This is a genomic window from Brucella sp. NBRC 113783, from assembly GCF_040372265.1.
Taxonomy (GTDB): Bacteria; Pseudomonadota; Alphaproteobacteria; order Rhizobiales; family Rhizobiaceae; genus Brucella; species Brucella teleogrylli.
Genome location: NZ_BAABRX010000001.1, coordinates 926,306 through 940,086, shown reverse-complemented (window position 1 = coordinate 940,086; position 13,781 = coordinate 926,306). Strand labels below are relative to the sequence as shown.

Here is a 13,781-nt window from a genome sequence, read left to right as displayed (position 1 = left end):
CGGTATCAAACGAAACTGCCGGTCTTGCAAAGCTGATCAGTTTTTCTTGACGCGATAGGCCTGATGGCAGGAACCGCAATTGGCAGCGACCTGCTGAAATGCCGTTTTCAGCGCATCTACATCCTGCGGCTTGGCAGCCAGAGCAGCGGCTGCATCGGTGCGGAATTTTTCGACATGCTTGACGAAATCGTCCTTGTTTTCCCAGATTTTCGGCGAAGCTTCGGTGTCGCCCTGATCTGACCCCGCCGGGAACAGCGTATCGACATCGAGCTTTTTGGCGTCGGCGTCAATTTTCTCAAGCGCCGCCAGAACCGCCGCTGCATCGAACGGCTTTTCGCCTTTGACCACCGGCGCGATCTGGCCAACCGAACGGCCCAGATCCTTCATGATGGCCTGACGATCAGCAATCGCATCGGCCTGTGCCAACCCGATACTGGCGACGAGCACTGCCGCAGAACCAAGTGCAGGAAAAAACAAGCGCATGTAGTCCTCCGCATTTCATTGAACAAAACCGATCTATTGGCAAAATATCCGATACAATCTCTGCCATTGCAACGATCGTTCCCAACATATCACCATCAAGAAAAGTAAAACGCGCACATTACAGAGGTTTATACAATTCCTTCACGATAACGTGAAAAACATGATAGAATTAGTACTGTTTAATTTGAGCATTTTACTGGACAGCTCAATAAGAAGAAAAAAGCCTCGCCATTCCGAATGCATACAAAAAAAGCCCCGCATGGACGGGGCTTTTTCCCATAACATCAATGGGTTGGCATTATGCCTGTTCGTACATTTCCAGCACGTAATCCCAGTTGATCAGGCTGTCGACGAAAGCTTCGAGATATTTCGGACGCAGGTTGCGATAATCGACATAGTAGGAGTGTTCCCACACGTCGACGCCGAGGATTGGCTTTGCGCCATGAACCAGCGGGTTTTCGCCATTCGGCGTCTTGGAGATTTCCAGCTTGCCGTCCTTGACCGAGAGCCATGCCCAGCCCGAACCGAATTGGCCGACGCCAGCAGCGATGAAATCTTCGCGGAACTTGGCGAAGCCGCCGAGATCGGATTCGATTGCCTTTTCAAGCTTGCCTGGCAGCTTGTTGCCGCCGCCGCCCTTCTTCATCCACTTCCAGAAATGGATGTGGTTGTAATGCTGGCCGGCATTGTTGAAGAGGCCCTGATTCTTGCCGTAGCTTTCCTTGACGATGTCTTCCAGGCTCTTGCCTTCGAGGCCGGAACCTTCAAGCAGCTTGTTGCCGTTGGTGACATAAGCCTGATGGTGCTTGTCGTGGTGGAGTTCAAGCGTCTCGCGCGACATGAAAGGCGCAAGTGCTTCATAGTCATATGGAAGGGCGGGCAGTTCGAAAGCCATTGGAAACTCTCCTCTTTATCTCTCAACGCGCGGCGGGCAATGCGGTTGCCTACCCGAAAAATTGCGTGCGGACTCTACATAGGCCCCAACCGCGTGAGCGGCAATGAAATATTATTGAAATCACAGTAGGATGAACCCCATTCAGGATTTCCGCATCGCCGCATCGATAAAGGGGTAACCGTGTCCGGTACAATTAGTTCCTATGTCTTCGACGCCTATGGCACATTGTTCGATGTCCATTCGGCGGTGCGGCGGCATGCGGACAAGGCCGGGCCCGACGGGCGCGCCTTTTCGGAACTGTGGCGCGCCAAGCAGCTTGAATATTCATGGGTGCTGAGCCTGATGGGCGCTTACAGCGACTTCTGGAAGCTGACGGAAGAGTCGCTGGATTTCGCCTTTGCGCGCTATCCTTCCGTCGATCCGTCGCTGCGCAACGACCTGCTCGACGCCTATTGGAAACTCGATTGTTATCCGGAAGTCCCCGCAGCGCTCAAAAATCTTAAGGATCGCGGCGCACGACTGGCCATCCTGTCGAACGGCTCGCCTGCCATGCTGGAAGCCGCCGTGAAATCGGCGGCCCTCGACGTTCTTCTCGATGATGTCATTTCGGTCGATGCCGTGCGCAAATACAAGACCTCGCCTTCGGCCTATGAGCTGATCACCATGCAATGGCGGCTTTATCCGTCCGCGATCTCCTTCCAGTCGTCCAATCGCTGGGATGTGGCGGGCGCGGTCAAGTTCGGCATGCGCGGCGTGTGGATCAATCGTTCGGGCCAACCGGACGAGTATAAAGCGTTCGCGCCTGCCCTGATTTTGCCGAGTCTCCAGCTTCTTGGCTGACACGCCAAGCGGCGAAAAAGAATATTTCACTAAAATTTGAATTACCGGGCTTCTTCCAAATAGGCTGATTGCCCGCAAAATTGTGTCGTGAGCGCAACACGCGTGCAACGGGGGGCTTTTCGCCACTTTTAGGCCCTATTCACACCGGCTCGGCGCCACAATTCTAGGGCGTTTTCCGGTCAGTCAAATCTTCAGGCTTCGGGAAACACTTACCCGAGTCCGTGCCTTCCACCCACGGCGCCTCTACCATATCTGGTTTGGTCGCACTTCGTTAACCCTGATTGTTGTATTCGTAACCCTCCCGTCACTAGTCTGGTTTTCTTATGCAAACGACCCTCACCCGCCGCTCTTTCCTGACGGCAATGACTGCCACTGCGGCTGCCGGTCTCGCCGGTTGCGCCCAGTTGGGACAGAATGTTCCTATCATCGATGTCGATGCGTCCGGCAACCCGATCAACAGAACGCCGCAGGCCAATGTGGATTCGTCCTTTGGCGGCTGGGAGCAGATGTATGCTTCCGTCAACGATGGCGGCTTCCAGCTTCCGGCGATCCCGATCCAGAAGATGGACAAGCGTTATCTGCGTCAGGTCGTACAGGACCCGACCGGCGAAATGCCCGGCACGCTGGTCATCGATACCTCCAACCGCTTCTGCTATCTCGTGCTCGATAATGGTCAGGCGCTGCGCTATGGCGTCGGCATCGGTCGAGAAGGCTTTGCATGGTCCGGTCGCGCTGTGATCCAGTACAAGCGCCAGTGGCCGCGCTGGACGCCGCCGGATGAAATGGTCGCCCGTCAGCCGGAACTGGTCCAGTACAGCGCTGCCAATGGCGGCATGGCTCCGGGCCTTAAGAACCCGCTTGGCGCGCGTGCGCTCTACATCTTCCAGGACGGCAAGGACACGCTCTATCGCCTGCACGGCAATCCGGAATGGTGGTCGATCGGCAAAGCGGTTTCGTCGGGCTGCGTGCGCTTCCTCAATCAGGATATCATCGATCTTTACGATCGCGTGCCGCCGAAGTCTCAGATCCTGGTGATGTGAGTTAAGGGAGTAGGGGAGTAAGGGAATAGGGCAGTATGTTTTTGCCGCCTGAAAATCTTATCCCTTACTCCCTTATTCCCCTATTCCCTTACTTCTTGAAACTGCCGAGAATGCCGCGCACCAATGCGCGACCCAGCGAATTGCCGACCGTACGCACGACGGACTTCATGGCTGTTTCCGCAACGGTCTGACGACCTGAGCGCTTGCCCGTGCCCAATGCCGTGCCGAGGAGGTCGCCAAGTATTCCGCCGCCGCCTTCTTCCTCCTGCTTGGCTTTCTGTTGCTCGACCGTCGCGTTCTGCGCCTTGCGCGCCAGCATCTCGAATGCTGAATCGCGATCAACAACCGTATCGTACTGACCCGAGACCGGGCTTGCGGCGATGATCCTGGCGCGTTCTTCCGACGTCAGCGGGCCGATGCGCGACGATGGCGGGCGGATCAGGGTGCGCTGCACCATGGACGGCACGCCCTTGGCCTGCAAGGTCGAGACCAGCGCCTCGCCCGTCGCCAGATTGGTGATTGCATCGAAGGTCTTGAAATCCGGATTGGGACGGAACGTATCGGCGGCGGTTTTCACCGCATTGGTCTCGCGCGGCGTATAGGCGCGCAACGCATGCTGCACGCGGTTGCCGAGCTGCGCCAGAACCGTTTCCGGCACGTCGAGCGGGTTCTGCGTCACGAAATAGACGCCGACGCCCTTGGAACGGATCAGACGCACGACCTGTTCGACACGGTCGACCAGCGCTTTCGGCGCTTCATCGAACAGAAGATGCGCCTCGTCGAAGAAAAAGACCAGCCTTGGCTTGTCCGGGTCGCCCACTTCCGGCAGCGCTTCAAACAGTTCCGACATCAGCCAGAGTAGAAACGTCGAATAAAGGCGCGGGCTCATCATCAGCTTGTCGGCGGCAAGCACGCTGACCACGCCGCGCCCGTCCGTCGTCGTGCGCATCAGGTCGGCAATGGTCAAAGCCGGTTCGCCGAAGAATTTGGCCCCGCCCTGCTGTTCAAGCACCAGCAGCGAACGCTGCACCGCGCCGACCGACGCCTTGTTGACGTTGCCATATTTGCCGGAAAGCTCGGCGGAACGATCCGCCATTTCCTTGAGGATCGCCTGAAGATCCTTGAGGTCAAGCAGCAGAAGGCCTTCTTCGTCCGAGAGGCGGAAAGCGATATTCAACACGCCTTCCTGCGCTTCCGTGAGGTTCATCAGGCGCGACAGCAGCAGCGGCCCCATTTCGGAAATGGTGGCGCGAACCGGGTGTCCCTGCTCGCCGAAAATATCCCAGAAAATGACCGGCGATGCGCGCAGCTCGTAAGGCTTGAGCTTGATTTCCTCGGCCCGCTTGTTCAGGCCGTCATTTGCAACGCCGATAGCGGCAATGCCCGACAGATCGCCCTTGATATCGGCACAGAAGACCGGCACCCCGGCGGCGGAAAAGCTTTCCGCCAACACCTGCAAGGTCACGGTCTTACCCGTACCCGTCGCGCCGGTGACCAGACCGTGCCTGTTGCCATATTTCAGCGCCAGATATTCCGGCTGCTGGTAGGAATCGTCGGGCTTGCGGCTTGCGCCAAGGAAAATTGCATCGTCAGCAGTCATCAGGCGATTTGCTCCTCATTTCGACCGGCACATCCACAGCGCAGTTTTTTCAGATATAACTGCCGCATCGTCATGCGACAACGATAAAGCCCATGCTCCACAGAGAGAACCGGTTTTGCTGTCACAAAAGCTGAAAAATTTCCCTATATTTTTGATCCGGACAAGCTTGCAAAGCGATAGCGAGAATGCATATTACGTAAACGTAAGATTTTTGGGAGAGTTTCCATGGAAGAACTGATCGCACGCATCACCTCGAATGTCGGCATCGATGCCGCGACGGCAGAAAAGTCTGTCGGCATGATCCTCGCATTCCTTCAGAAGGAAGGCCCGGCGGATCAGGTTCAGCAGCTTCTGGCCGCTATTCCGGGTGCGGAAGAAGCCGTTGCGCAGGTCAAGGGCGGCGGCTTTCTGTCCAACCTGATGGGTGGCGTGATGGGCCTTGGCTCGCAGCTCATGGGCGCTGGTCTCGGCATGGGTGAAATTTCCGGCGTCGCCAAAGAAACCATCCGCTTCGCCAAGGAAAAGGCCGGCGATGCACCGGTCGATGCGGTGATCGGCTCGATCCCGGGTCTCGGCCAGTTCGTCTGAGAACGAACACTCTGTAATGAAAAAACCCCGGCAATGCCGGGGTTTTTTGTTTATGCCTCTTTGTTTATCGTTCTCGCCCCCACATGGCGGGCGCGTCCTGACAGCCAGCCATTAATACTGGCCCCGATCCACAGAATCACAAAGAAAAGGCCGCTTGCGGCAAAGCTTCCCGTCGCGCTGTGAATCATGCCGACGACCAGCGGCCCGATGGCCGCGAGAATGTAGCCGACGCATTGCGCCATGCCGGACAGATGCGCCGCCGTATGCGAATCCGGCGAGCGCAGCACGATCACCATCATTGCAGCGGCAATCAATCCGCCCTGCCCGATGCCCTGAATGATTGCCAGTATCCAGAAGCTCCATTGCGGCAGATAGAGAAAGCCGATCAGCGCAAGCGATGCACAGGCGCAGAGAAAGACATTGATAAAGCTCTGGCTTTTCTGACGCACCGCAATGGACGGGATCAGCAGGCATGTCACGACCTGCGCCATGATCGAAAACGACACCAGACCGCCCGCCGCAGCCGGGCTCATACCCCGCTCGCGCAGGATCGGCGCCAGCCAGCCGAACACGATATAGGCCGTCGACGATTGCAGCCCCATGAAAAGCGTCACCTGCCAGGCAAGCGGATCTTTCCAAAGGCCCACGACGCGGAAGCCCGAATGCGCGACATTGTGCTTGCTGCGCAGCGCCTGCGGCAGCCACAACACCAGAACCAGCGCCGCCGGAATGGCCCAGAACGCCAGAGCGAGATTCCACGAGCCGCCAAGCATGTTCTTGATCGGGATCGTGAAGCCCGCCGCCGAAGCTGCACCACCGCAAAGCGCCATGGTGTAAAGACCGGTCATGATCGCGGCGGTCTTCGGAAAATCGCGCTTCACCACCCCTGGCAGCAGCACATTGCCCATGGCAATCGCCGCCCCGGCGAGTGTTGCGCCCATATAGAGCGACCAGAAAGACCCGACACCACGCAGCGCCGTGCCGATGGTCAGCACAACCAGCACGGCCAGCAGCACACGCTCGGCGCCGAAACGCTGGGCGAGACGCGGCGCGAAAGGCGCGAACGCGCCAAGGCAGACAACCGGCAAAGTCGTCAGCACGCCCGCGGCCAGCGACGACATGCCGGTTCCATCGATGATTTCCGGCAAAAGCACCGAAACACTGGAGAAAACCGGCCGCAAATTGGCGGCAATCAGCACCAGGCTCAGCCCCAGCAGGATGCGTGAAGCCTTGCTCGGCATTTGCGGCGCAGAGGGCGGCGGAACGCTGTCCGCTTCAGCATCAACAAGCTGTTCCGGCTGCGATGGCATGGTGTACTCCACCCGTGCTGCGGGAGGCACGGCATTGATGCGGCTCATGATGCGAGCAACCTTTCCAGTTCTTCAATCAGCGGCGCCATAAAACGACGAACCGTCGCGCTGGCCTTGTCCGGGTCGCCGGTCGCGATGGCATCAACGATCTGGCGATGCGCCTCATAATCCGGTTCCGGCAGTTCGCCATCCAGCGTGGCTTCAATCGATTCGCGGATCGATGCGGAAAAGAAGCCATAAACTTCGATCAGCGCATCGTTGCCGGAAGCTGCGGCGATGGCTTCATGGAATGCAAAATCGCGCTCAACGAACGTCGCCCGGTCGGTCTCCTCGCGCAGACCGCGTGAAGCCAGCATAGATTCCAGATGCGCAATCGTCTGCGGCGTTATGCGTTGCGCGGCCAGGCGCGCAGCCTCCACTTCCAGCGCCGCACGCATTTCAAGCCGGTCGCGCAAGCTTGTATGGCGTATGCGGTTCAGACTCCGCGCCGTGTCGGCCTTAGAACGAACATAGGTGCCCGAGCCCTGACGTGTCTCCAGCATGCCCTGTGCCACAAGCGCCCGGACGGCCTCGCGCACCGTGCCACGACTGACACCAAGCCGCGCCGAAAGCTGGGCTTCATTCGGCAGTTGCTCGCCCACAGCCCAGCGCCCCGACGTGATTTCGGAACGAATGGATTGCGTCGCCGCTTCCGTCAGGCTTTTGCGTGAAACCGTCTTCATAGAGCTTGCCAAATTCATCGGATGACTTGATGAATTAGCGGAGCGCGCTAAACCTGTCAACAGGCGCGATTATCTTGTCACAGTCCGGGCTAATCCCGCACTTGCGTGCGCCCAAATATTTTCATTTGGCTTCAAAATGCTCTAACAATTTTCGCGCAGATTGTATTTTCATTCGCAGCCAGCAGGTGCCAGCATGATCACGCTCTACAGCCTTTCCGGAGATCACCTTGAGAAAACGGAAGTCGAACCGGGCACACCATTACCGGACAGCGTGATCTGGATCGATCTTTCCACACCCGGCGTCAATGAAGATCATATTGTCGAGGCGTGGACCGGCATTGCCATCCCTACCCGCGAAGACATGACCGAGATCGAGGAATCGAGCCGCTTTTACATGGAAAACGGCGCACAATATCTCACCGTGCCCATCCTCCATGCCGTCGATCTCGATCATCGCGAACTCGCGCCGGTGACCTTCATATTGCACGGCTCGCGCCTGATTACCGTGCGCTATGCCGACCCCAAATCCTTCACCACCTATATTCTGCGCTCCACCAAGCCGGGTAACGGGCTGATTTCCGCCAAATGCACCGGGCTTTCGATCATGCTCGGCATCACCGAAGCCACCACCAATCGCCTGGCGGATATTCTGGAAGGTGTGGCGGGCAAGATTGACGCCGCTTCGCACTCCATCTATCGCCGCCAGCCGAAGGCGCGACCAATGACGACGCAGGATTTCCGGCACATATTGACCCAGATCGGCGGTCAGGGAACCTTTCTGTCGCGCATGCGTGAAAGTCTTGCAGGCATAAGCCGCATGCTGGTCTATCTTTCAGCAACCAGCAATCCGGCGACGGGAAAAAAGGAAACCCGCTCCTGGATCAAGTCCCTGGAACGCGACATGCAATCGCTGACTGCCTATGTGGATTTTCTGTCCAACAAAGTCACCTTCCTGCTCGACACCATCGTCGGACTAATTTCGGTTGAGCAGAATGCCATCATCAAGATATTCTCCGTCGCCGCCGTGGGCTTCATGCCGCCAACGCTGGTCGCGTCCATCTACGGCATGAACTTTTCCTTCATGCCGGAACTAACATCGCCCTGGGGCTATCCGATGGCGCTCGGATTGATGGTCGCCTCGGCCCTGCTGCCGCTCTATTATTTCCGCCGCAAAGGCTGGCTCTGAGCCCTCTTCTCGACAAGAGTGCAACTATGTTATATCATCGGTTATAACATAGGAGAAAAGCCATGAACGTCACTTTGCGCAAGATCGGCAATTCCGAAGGCGTGATCCTGCCCAAGGAAGTGCTCGAACGGCTAAATTTGAAAACCGGCGACAAGCTGCAACTCGTCGAGACGCAGAGCGGTCTTTCGCTGGAACCCGTAGACGACAGTTTCGAGCAGCAGATGGAAGCGGCTCGCAGAGTCATGGACAAATATAAGGTCGCCTTGCAGAAGCTCGCCGAATGAGCTGGCATTTTCTGTCACGTCGCGTTGTTGAAGCCATCCATGTCGAGCAGTTGCAGCGGCATGGAGGCGCGCAGGGGCTGCGCGATGAAAACGCGCTCGAATCCGCGCTGGGGTGGGCGCAGAACAAAGTTGTCTACGGCGATCCCGATCATGCCGACATCGCTGCGGCCTATGTCTTCGGACTGGGTCGCAACCATGCTTTCGTGGATGGCAACAAGCGCACGGCAATTGTTACCGCGGTCACCTTTCTGGCGATCAACGGTTATATGCTCACCGCCGATGACGGTCTGCTCTACAGTTTTACAATGGGTATAGCATCCGGTGAAATCGACGAAAATGGTGCTGCCGCCTTCTTCCGCGATCACAGCGTGGTGGTGGAAGACTAAATTTGAGCCTTGATCGACACGATTTCCCAATCCTTGCCGTTGATCTTCAGCACATCGCCAGCAGGCTTACCGAACAGCATGATGGCGACCGGCGCGACATGCGAGATCTTTCCGCTTGACGGATCGGCCTCATCTTCGCCCACGATGGTCCATGTCCGGCTGTTGCCATCGTCCAGATTTTCCAGCTCCACGGTCATGCCGAACCGCACCACATCGCTGTCGGTATCCGGCACGGACAATTCCGCCGTTTCGCGCCGCACCGTCCAATAGCGCAGGTCACGCGATATGCGCGCGATGGCCGAGCGTTCACCGGCGACATTGGCTTCTGCAAGTTCACGCTGGAGACGCGCAATCTCGTCATCCATCATCTTCAGGCCGGTCGGCGTGACAAGATTGCGATGCGGACTGATCGGACGCTCGCCGAGATCGGTCGGCGCATCATCCTGTTCTTTTGTAAAAGCTCTGCTCATTTCATGAATGTAGGCGGCGCGTAACGCCCCGGCAAGCCTTCTCCCCGCTCGGTCCGCGCCATCCAAACCAAGGCACAGTTTTTATTGATTGATGAGTCAATCAAAGATAAAATAGCTCAACAGGTCTGAAAATCGGACAAGGATTGAGACGATGCCGAAGATCGGGATGGAACCCCTGCGGCGGCGTGAACTGATCGACGCTGCCATACGCACCATCGGACAACGCGGTTCGCTGGATGTGACCGTTGCGCAGATCGCCCATGAAGCGGGCGTCTCGCCTGCGCTCGCGCATCATTATTTCGGCGGTAAGGACAAGCTCATCCTCGCCACGATGCGCCATTTGCTGCGCGAACTGGGCCGCGATCTCAATGAGGCTGTGAAGCTGACGGAAACGCCGCGCGAACGCATTGCAGCCATCATCGCCGTCAATTTTTCCGCTGCGCAGTTCACGCAGGAAACCATCGCCGCCTGGTTGACATTCTATGTGCACGCCCAGCAGTCGGAAGACACGCGGCGACTTTTGCGCATTTATGCGCGCCGCCTGCATTCCAATCTGGTCTTCGCGCTGGAGCAACTCACGGGCCGCGAGCGGGCGCAACGCATTGCTGAAGGTGCGGGCGCGATGATCGACGGGCTTTACATTCGTCATGCGCTCGGTGCCGACGCGCCCGACGCCCAATCCGCCATTGCATTGGTGGAAGATTATATTGCAGTTCAGCTGTCGGTGGGAACATGAGCATGGAAGCGGATTTCGTCATCATCGGCTCCGGCTCCGCCGGTTCGGCCATGGCCTATCGCCTGTCGGAAGACGGGCGCTATTCGGTAATCGTTATTGAATATGGCGTCCCGGATGTCGGGCCTCTGATCCAGATGCCCGCCGCCCTCTCCTTTCCGATGAATATGGAAACCTATGACTGGGGTTTTTCCACCGAGCCGGAACCGCATATTGGCGGGCGCAGCCTTGTCACGCCGCGCGGCAAGGTGCTGGGCGGTTCGTCCTCGATCAACGGTATGGTGTATGTGCGCGGCCATGCCCGCGATTACGACTTCTGGTCGGAAAGCGGCGCGCAGGGCTGGGCCTATGCCGATGTGCTCCCCTATTTCAAGCGCATGGAAAACGCGCATGGTGGGCAAGAAGGCTGGCGCGGAACCGACGGGCCGTTGCATGTCCAACGCGGTAAGCGCGACAATCCGTTGTTTCATGCCTTTGTCGAAGCGGGCCATCAGGCCGGGTTTGAAGTGACGGAAGATTATAACGGCCAGAAGCAGGAAGGCTTCGGACCCATGGAGCAGACGATCTATAATGGTCGTCGCTGGTCTGCGGCCAATGCCTATCTGAAACCGGCGCTGAAGCGCCCGAATGTCAAGCTGGTCAAGGGGCTTGCGCGCAAGATCGTGCTTGAAGGCAAGCGCGCCGTTGGCGTGGAGATCGAGGCGGGACGCAGTTTCTCGACCATCCACGCGCGGCGCGAGGTGATCATCGCCGCTTCCTCCATCAACTCGCCGAAGCTTTTGATGTTGTCCGGCATCGGTCCGGCGGCGCATCTGAAAGAACACGGCATCGAGGTAGTAGCGGACCGCCCCGGCGTCGGGCAGAACCTGCAAGACCATCTGGAAGTCTATATCCAGCAGGAATGCACCCAACCCATCACGCTTTATTCCAAGCTGAACCTGTTCTCTAAAGCGAAGATCGGAGCCGAATGGCTGTTCTTCAAAACCGGCGACGGCGCGACCAACCATTTTGAATCCGCCGCCTTCGTGCGCTCCAAAGCGGGCGTGGAATATCCTGATATTCAGTATCACTTCCTGCCGGTGGCGATCCGCTATGACGGCAAGGCCGCAGCGCAATCGCACGGTTTCCAGGCCCATGTCGGGCCCATGCGCTCCAAGTCGCGTGGCAGCGTGACGTTGCGTTCCGCCAACCCGCGTGAAAAGCCTGTCATCCAATTCAATTATATGTCGCATGAAGACGACTGGGCCGATTTCCGCCACTGCGTGCGACTGACCCGCGAGATTTTCGGGCAAGCGGCCTTCGACCCCTATCGCGGTGCGGAAATCCAGCCCGGCGCGCAAGTGCAGACCGATGATGAAATCGACAATTTCATCCGCGAGCATGTCGAAAGTGCATTCCACCCGTGCGGCACGGTCAAGATGGGCGCGGTTGACGATCCGTTTGCGGTGGTCGATCCTGAATGCCGCGTGATCGGCGTTGAAGGTTTGCGCGTGGCGGATTCATCCATCTTCCCGCGCATCACCAATGGCAATCTCAACGGGCCATCGATCATGGTCGGCGAAAAAGCGTCCGATCATATCCTTGGCCGCACACCGCTGGCACGCTCCAATCAGGAGCCGTGGATCAATCCGCGCTGGCAGGTGTCGGACCGCTAGTTAGGGGAGTAAGGGAATAGGGGAATAAGGGAGTATGTTGTTCGCAGCCAAAACATACTCCCTTATTCCCCTACTGCCCTATTCCCTTCTTTTCGAAGGAACACACCATGAAAGCACAACCCAAGGCCTCGCACTTCATCGGCGGGTCATACGTGGAAGACAAAAACGGCAAGCCGCTTCCCGTGATTTATCCGGCGACCGGCGAACAGATCGCCAAGCTTTATTCCGCCACGCCAAGCGTGATCGAAAGCGCCTATGCGGCGGCGATGAAGGCGCAGGAAGCATGGGCGGCGTTGAAGCCCGTCGAACGCGGTCGCATCTTGCGGCGGACGGCGGAAATTCTGCGCGAGAAGAACAAGAAGCTCTCTAAGCTCGAAACGCTCGATACCGGCAAAGCGCTTCAAGAAACGCTGGTTGCGGATGCGGCCTCGGCTGCCGATGCGCTGGAGTTTTTCGGCGGCATTATTTCCGGCTTCAACGGTGAATTCGTGGAACTCGGCGGTTCCTTCGCTTATACGCGGCGCGAAGCGCTGGGCATTTGCGTCGGTATCGGCGCGTGGAACTATCCGATCCAGATCGCCGCGTGGAAATCCGCTCCCGCACTCGCCATGGGCAACGCCTTCATCTTCAAACCATCGGAAAACACGCCCCTCTCGGCCCTTGCTTTGGCGGAAGCCTATCAGGAAGCTGGGCTGCCCGATGGCCTCTTCAATGTCGTTCAGGGCTACGGCGATGTGGGCGCGGCGCTCGTCAATCATCGCCAGACGGCCAAGGTCTCGTTGACCGGCTCGGTTCCGACCGGCAAACGCATCATGGCGCAGGCAGGCGAACATCTGAAACACGTCACGATGGAACTAGGCGGAAAGTCGCCCCTGATCGTGTTCGACGATGCCGATCTCGAAAGCGCCATCGGCGGTGCGATGCTGGGCAATTTCTACTCGACCGGACAGGTCTGTTCCAACGGCACCCGCGTCTTCGTGCATAAGAAGGTTCGCGAACGTTTTGTCGAGCGGCTGGTCGAGCGCACGCGCAAGATTCGCATCGGCGACCCGCTGGATGAAGCCACCCAGATGGGGCCGCTCGTCAACAGCGCCCAGCGCGACAAGGTTCTCTCCTATATCGAAAAAGGCAAAGCCGAAGGCGCAACGCTTGCCTGCGGCGGCGGCATTCCCAAGCTACAGGGCTTCGATAAGGGTTACTTCATCGAACCGACCGTCTTTACCGACGTGACCGACACCATGACCATCGCGCGCGAAGAAATCTTCGGACCGGTCATGAGCGTTCTGGAATTTTCGGACGAAGATGAAGTCATCGCACGGGCTAACGATACCGAATTCGGTCTGGCGGCGGGTGTTTTCACCGCCGATATCGCGCGCGGTCACCGCGTGATCGGCCAGATCAAGGCAGGCACCTGCTGGATCAACGCCTATAACCTGACGCCCGTGGAAGTGCCGTTCGGCGGTTACAAGCAGTCCGGTATCGGGCGCGAAAACGGCGTTGCAGCCCTTGCCCATTACAGCCAGATCAAGACCGTCTATGTCGAGATGGGCAACGTCGACAGCCCTTATTGAGCATTCAGGTAACGTGCG

General features: G+C 57.9%; 15 protein-coding genes. 9 read left to right on the top strand and 6 right to left on the bottom strand.

What is annotated here, in order from left to right; genetic code table 11:
- Positions 1-36: 36 nt before the first annotated feature.
- Together ABWW11_RS04340 and ABWW11_RS04335 are read right to left on the bottom strand one after the other, a co-directional pair.
- Complete coding sequence (locus tag ABWW11_RS04340; RefSeq protein WP_109368580.1) at positions 37-483, bottom strand: c-type cytochrome; 447 nt, start codon at positions 481-483, stop codon at positions 37-39.
- Between the two features lie 298 nt (positions 484-781).
- The gene (locus tag ABWW11_RS04335) at positions 782-1,378 is read right to left on the bottom strand and encodes a superoxide dismutase (RefSeq protein WP_121535459.1); all 597 of its coding nucleotides are present in this window, start codon (positions 1,376-1,378) and stop codon (positions 782-784) included.
- A 180-nt stretch (positions 1,379-1,558) separates the two neighbouring features.
- On the opposite strand from ABWW11_RS04335, the gene ABWW11_RS04330 reads away from it, so the two are divergent.
- Together ABWW11_RS04330 and ABWW11_RS04325 are read left to right on the top strand one after the other, a co-directional pair.
- Positions 1,559-2,218 carry a haloacid dehalogenase type II gene (locus ABWW11_RS04330; protein ID WP_235858862.1) on the top strand — a complete coding sequence of 220 codons (660 nt, stop codon included), beginning with the start codon at positions 1,559-1,561 and terminating at the stop codon, positions 2,216-2,218.
- 323 nt (positions 2,219-2,541) lie between these two features.
- Positions 2,542-3,258: a L,D-transpeptidase gene (locus ABWW11_RS04325; RefSeq protein WP_109368578.1), complete on the top strand. Its 717-nt coding sequence runs from the start codon at positions 2,542-2,544 to the stop codon at positions 3,256-3,258.
- 88 nt (positions 3,259-3,346) lie between these two features.
- Here ABWW11_RS04325 and ABWW11_RS04320 read toward each other — a convergent pair whose 3' ends face one another.
- On the bottom strand, positions 3,347-4,858 hold the full coding sequence (locus ABWW11_RS04320) for a helicase HerA-like C-terminal domain-containing protein (RefSeq protein ID WP_121535456.1): 1,512 nt from the start codon (positions 4,856-4,858) through the stop codon (positions 3,347-3,349).
- Positions 4,859-5,083: 225 nt separating this feature from the next.
- Here ABWW11_RS04320 and ABWW11_RS04315 point away from each other — a divergent pair, with 225 nt between their 5' ends.
- Complete coding sequence (locus ABWW11_RS04315; RefSeq protein ID WP_109368576.1) at positions 5,084-5,446, top strand: hypothetical protein; 363 nt, start codon at positions 5,084-5,086, stop codon at positions 5,444-5,446.
- Between the two features lie 50 nt (positions 5,447-5,496).
- Here the strand turns inward: ABWW11_RS04315 and ABWW11_RS04310 are convergent, their stop codons facing one another.
- On the bottom strand, positions 5,497-6,756 hold the full coding sequence (locus tag ABWW11_RS04310; RefSeq protein WP_371835946.1) for a CynX/NimT family MFS transporter: 1,260 nt from the start codon (positions 6,754-6,756) through the stop codon (positions 5,497-5,499).
- A gap of 44 nt (positions 6,757-6,800) precedes the next feature.
- Positions 6,801-7,478 (bottom strand): FadR/GntR family transcriptional regulator, encoded by a 678-nt coding sequence (locus ABWW11_RS04305; RefSeq protein WP_109368574.1) that lies wholly within the window; start codon positions 7,476-7,478, stop codon positions 6,801-6,803.
- Positions 7,479-7,671: 193 nt separating this feature from the next.
- On the opposite strand from ABWW11_RS04305, the gene ABWW11_RS04300 reads away from it, so the two are divergent.
- The 3 genes from ABWW11_RS04300 to ABWW11_RS04290 all read left to right on the top strand — a co-directional run bounded on the left by ABWW11_RS04300 (position 7,672) and on the right by ABWW11_RS04290 (position 9,334).
- Positions 7,672-8,664 (top strand): magnesium transporter CorA family protein, encoded by a 993-nt coding sequence (locus ABWW11_RS04300; protein WP_109370193.1) that lies wholly within the window; start codon positions 7,672-7,674, stop codon positions 8,662-8,664.
- Positions 8,665-8,726: 62 nt separating this feature from the next.
- The gene (locus ABWW11_RS04295) at positions 8,727-8,948 is read left to right on the top strand and encodes an AbrB/MazE/SpoVT family DNA-binding domain-containing protein (protein WP_109368573.1); all 222 of its coding nucleotides are present in this window, start codon (positions 8,727-8,729) and stop codon (positions 8,946-8,948) included.
- Positions 8,945-9,334, top strand: coding sequence for a type II toxin-antitoxin system death-on-curing family toxin (locus tag ABWW11_RS04290; protein ID WP_121535450.1), 390 nt, complete (start codon positions 8,945-8,947; stop codon positions 9,332-9,334). The genes ABWW11_RS04295 and ABWW11_RS04290 overlap by 4 nt, the downstream gene beginning before the upstream one ends.
- Here ABWW11_RS04290 and ABWW11_RS04285 read toward each other — a convergent pair.
- Positions 9,331-9,804 (bottom strand): GreA/GreB family elongation factor, encoded by a 474-nt coding sequence (locus ABWW11_RS04285; RefSeq protein ID WP_121535447.1) that lies wholly within the window; start codon positions 9,802-9,804, stop codon positions 9,331-9,333. The two genes, ABWW11_RS04290 and ABWW11_RS04285, sit on opposite strands and share 4 nt — an antisense overlap.
- A gap of 151 nt (positions 9,805-9,955) precedes the next feature.
- Here ABWW11_RS04285 and betI point away from each other — a divergent pair, with 151 nt between their 5' ends.
- The 3 genes from betI (at position 9,956) to betB (ending at position 13,763) form a co-directional block, all read left to right on the top strand.
- The gene (gene betI / locus ABWW11_RS04280) at positions 9,956-10,540 is read left to right on the top strand and encodes a transcriptional regulator BetI (RefSeq protein ID WP_121535444.1); all 585 of its coding nucleotides are present in this window, start codon (positions 9,956-9,958) and stop codon (positions 10,538-10,540) included.
- A gap of 2 nt (positions 10,541-10,542) precedes the next feature.
- On the top strand, positions 10,543-12,192 hold the full coding sequence (gene betA / locus ABWW11_RS04275) for a choline dehydrogenase (RefSeq protein ID WP_121535441.1): 1,650 nt from the start codon (positions 10,543-10,545) through the stop codon (positions 12,190-12,192).
- A gap of 107 nt (positions 12,193-12,299) precedes the next feature.
- Positions 12,300-13,763, top strand: a complete 1,464-nt coding sequence (betB, locus tag ABWW11_RS04270) for a betaine-aldehyde dehydrogenase (RefSeq protein WP_121535438.1) — start codon at positions 12,300-12,302, stop codon at positions 13,761-13,763.
- The last annotated feature ends 18 nt before the right edge of the window (positions 13,764-13,781 follow it).

Excerpts from the sequence above, each read along its gene's own strand:
- ABWW11_RS04340 (WP_109368580.1), bottom strand. The coding sequence starts at position 483 with ATGCGCTTGTTTTTTCCTGCACTTGGTTCTGCGGCAGTGCTCGTCGCC.
- ABWW11_RS04335 (WP_121535459.1), bottom strand. The coding sequence starts at position 1,378 with ATGGCTTTCGAACTGCCCGCCCTTCCATATGACTATGAAGCACTTGCG.
- ABWW11_RS04325 (WP_109368578.1), top strand. The coding sequence starts at position 2,542 with ATGCAAACGACCCTCACCCGCCGCTCTTTCCTGACGGCAATGACTGCC.
- ABWW11_RS04320 (WP_121535456.1), bottom strand. The coding sequence starts at position 4,858 with ATGACTGCTGACGATGCAATTTTCCTTGGCGCAAGCCGCAAGCCCGAC.
- ABWW11_RS04315 (WP_109368576.1), top strand. The coding sequence starts at position 5,084 with ATGGAAGAACTGATCGCACGCATCACCTCGAATGTCGGCATCGATGCC.
- ABWW11_RS04310 (WP_371835946.1), bottom strand. The coding sequence starts at position 6,756 with ATGCCATCGCAGCCGGAACAGCTTGTTGATGCTGAAGCGGACAGCGTT.
- ABWW11_RS04305 (WP_109368574.1), bottom strand. The coding sequence starts at position 7,478 with ATGAAGACGGTTTCACGCAAAAGCCTGACGGAAGCGGCGACGCAATCC.
- ABWW11_RS04300 (WP_109370193.1), top strand. The coding sequence starts at position 7,672 with ATGATCACGCTCTACAGCCTTTCCGGAGATCACCTTGAGAAAACGGAA.
- ABWW11_RS04295 (WP_109368573.1), top strand. The coding sequence starts at position 8,727 with ATGAACGTCACTTTGCGCAAGATCGGCAATTCCGAAGGCGTGATCCTG.
- ABWW11_RS04290 (WP_121535450.1), top strand. The coding sequence starts at position 8,945 with ATGAGCTGGCATTTTCTGTCACGTCGCGTTGTTGAAGCCATCCATGTC.
- ABWW11_RS04285 (WP_121535447.1), bottom strand. The coding sequence starts at position 9,804 with ATGAGCAGAGCTTTTACAAAAGAACAGGATGATGCGCCGACCGATCTC.
- betI (WP_121535444.1), top strand. The coding sequence starts at position 9,956 with ATGCCGAAGATCGGGATGGAACCCCTGCGGCGGCGTGAACTGATCGAC.
- betA (WP_121535441.1), top strand. The coding sequence starts at position 10,543 with ATGGAAGCGGATTTCGTCATCATCGGCTCCGGCTCCGCCGGTTCGGCC.
- betB (WP_121535438.1), top strand. The coding sequence starts at position 12,300 with ATGAAAGCACAACCCAAGGCCTCGCACTTCATCGGCGGGTCATACGTG.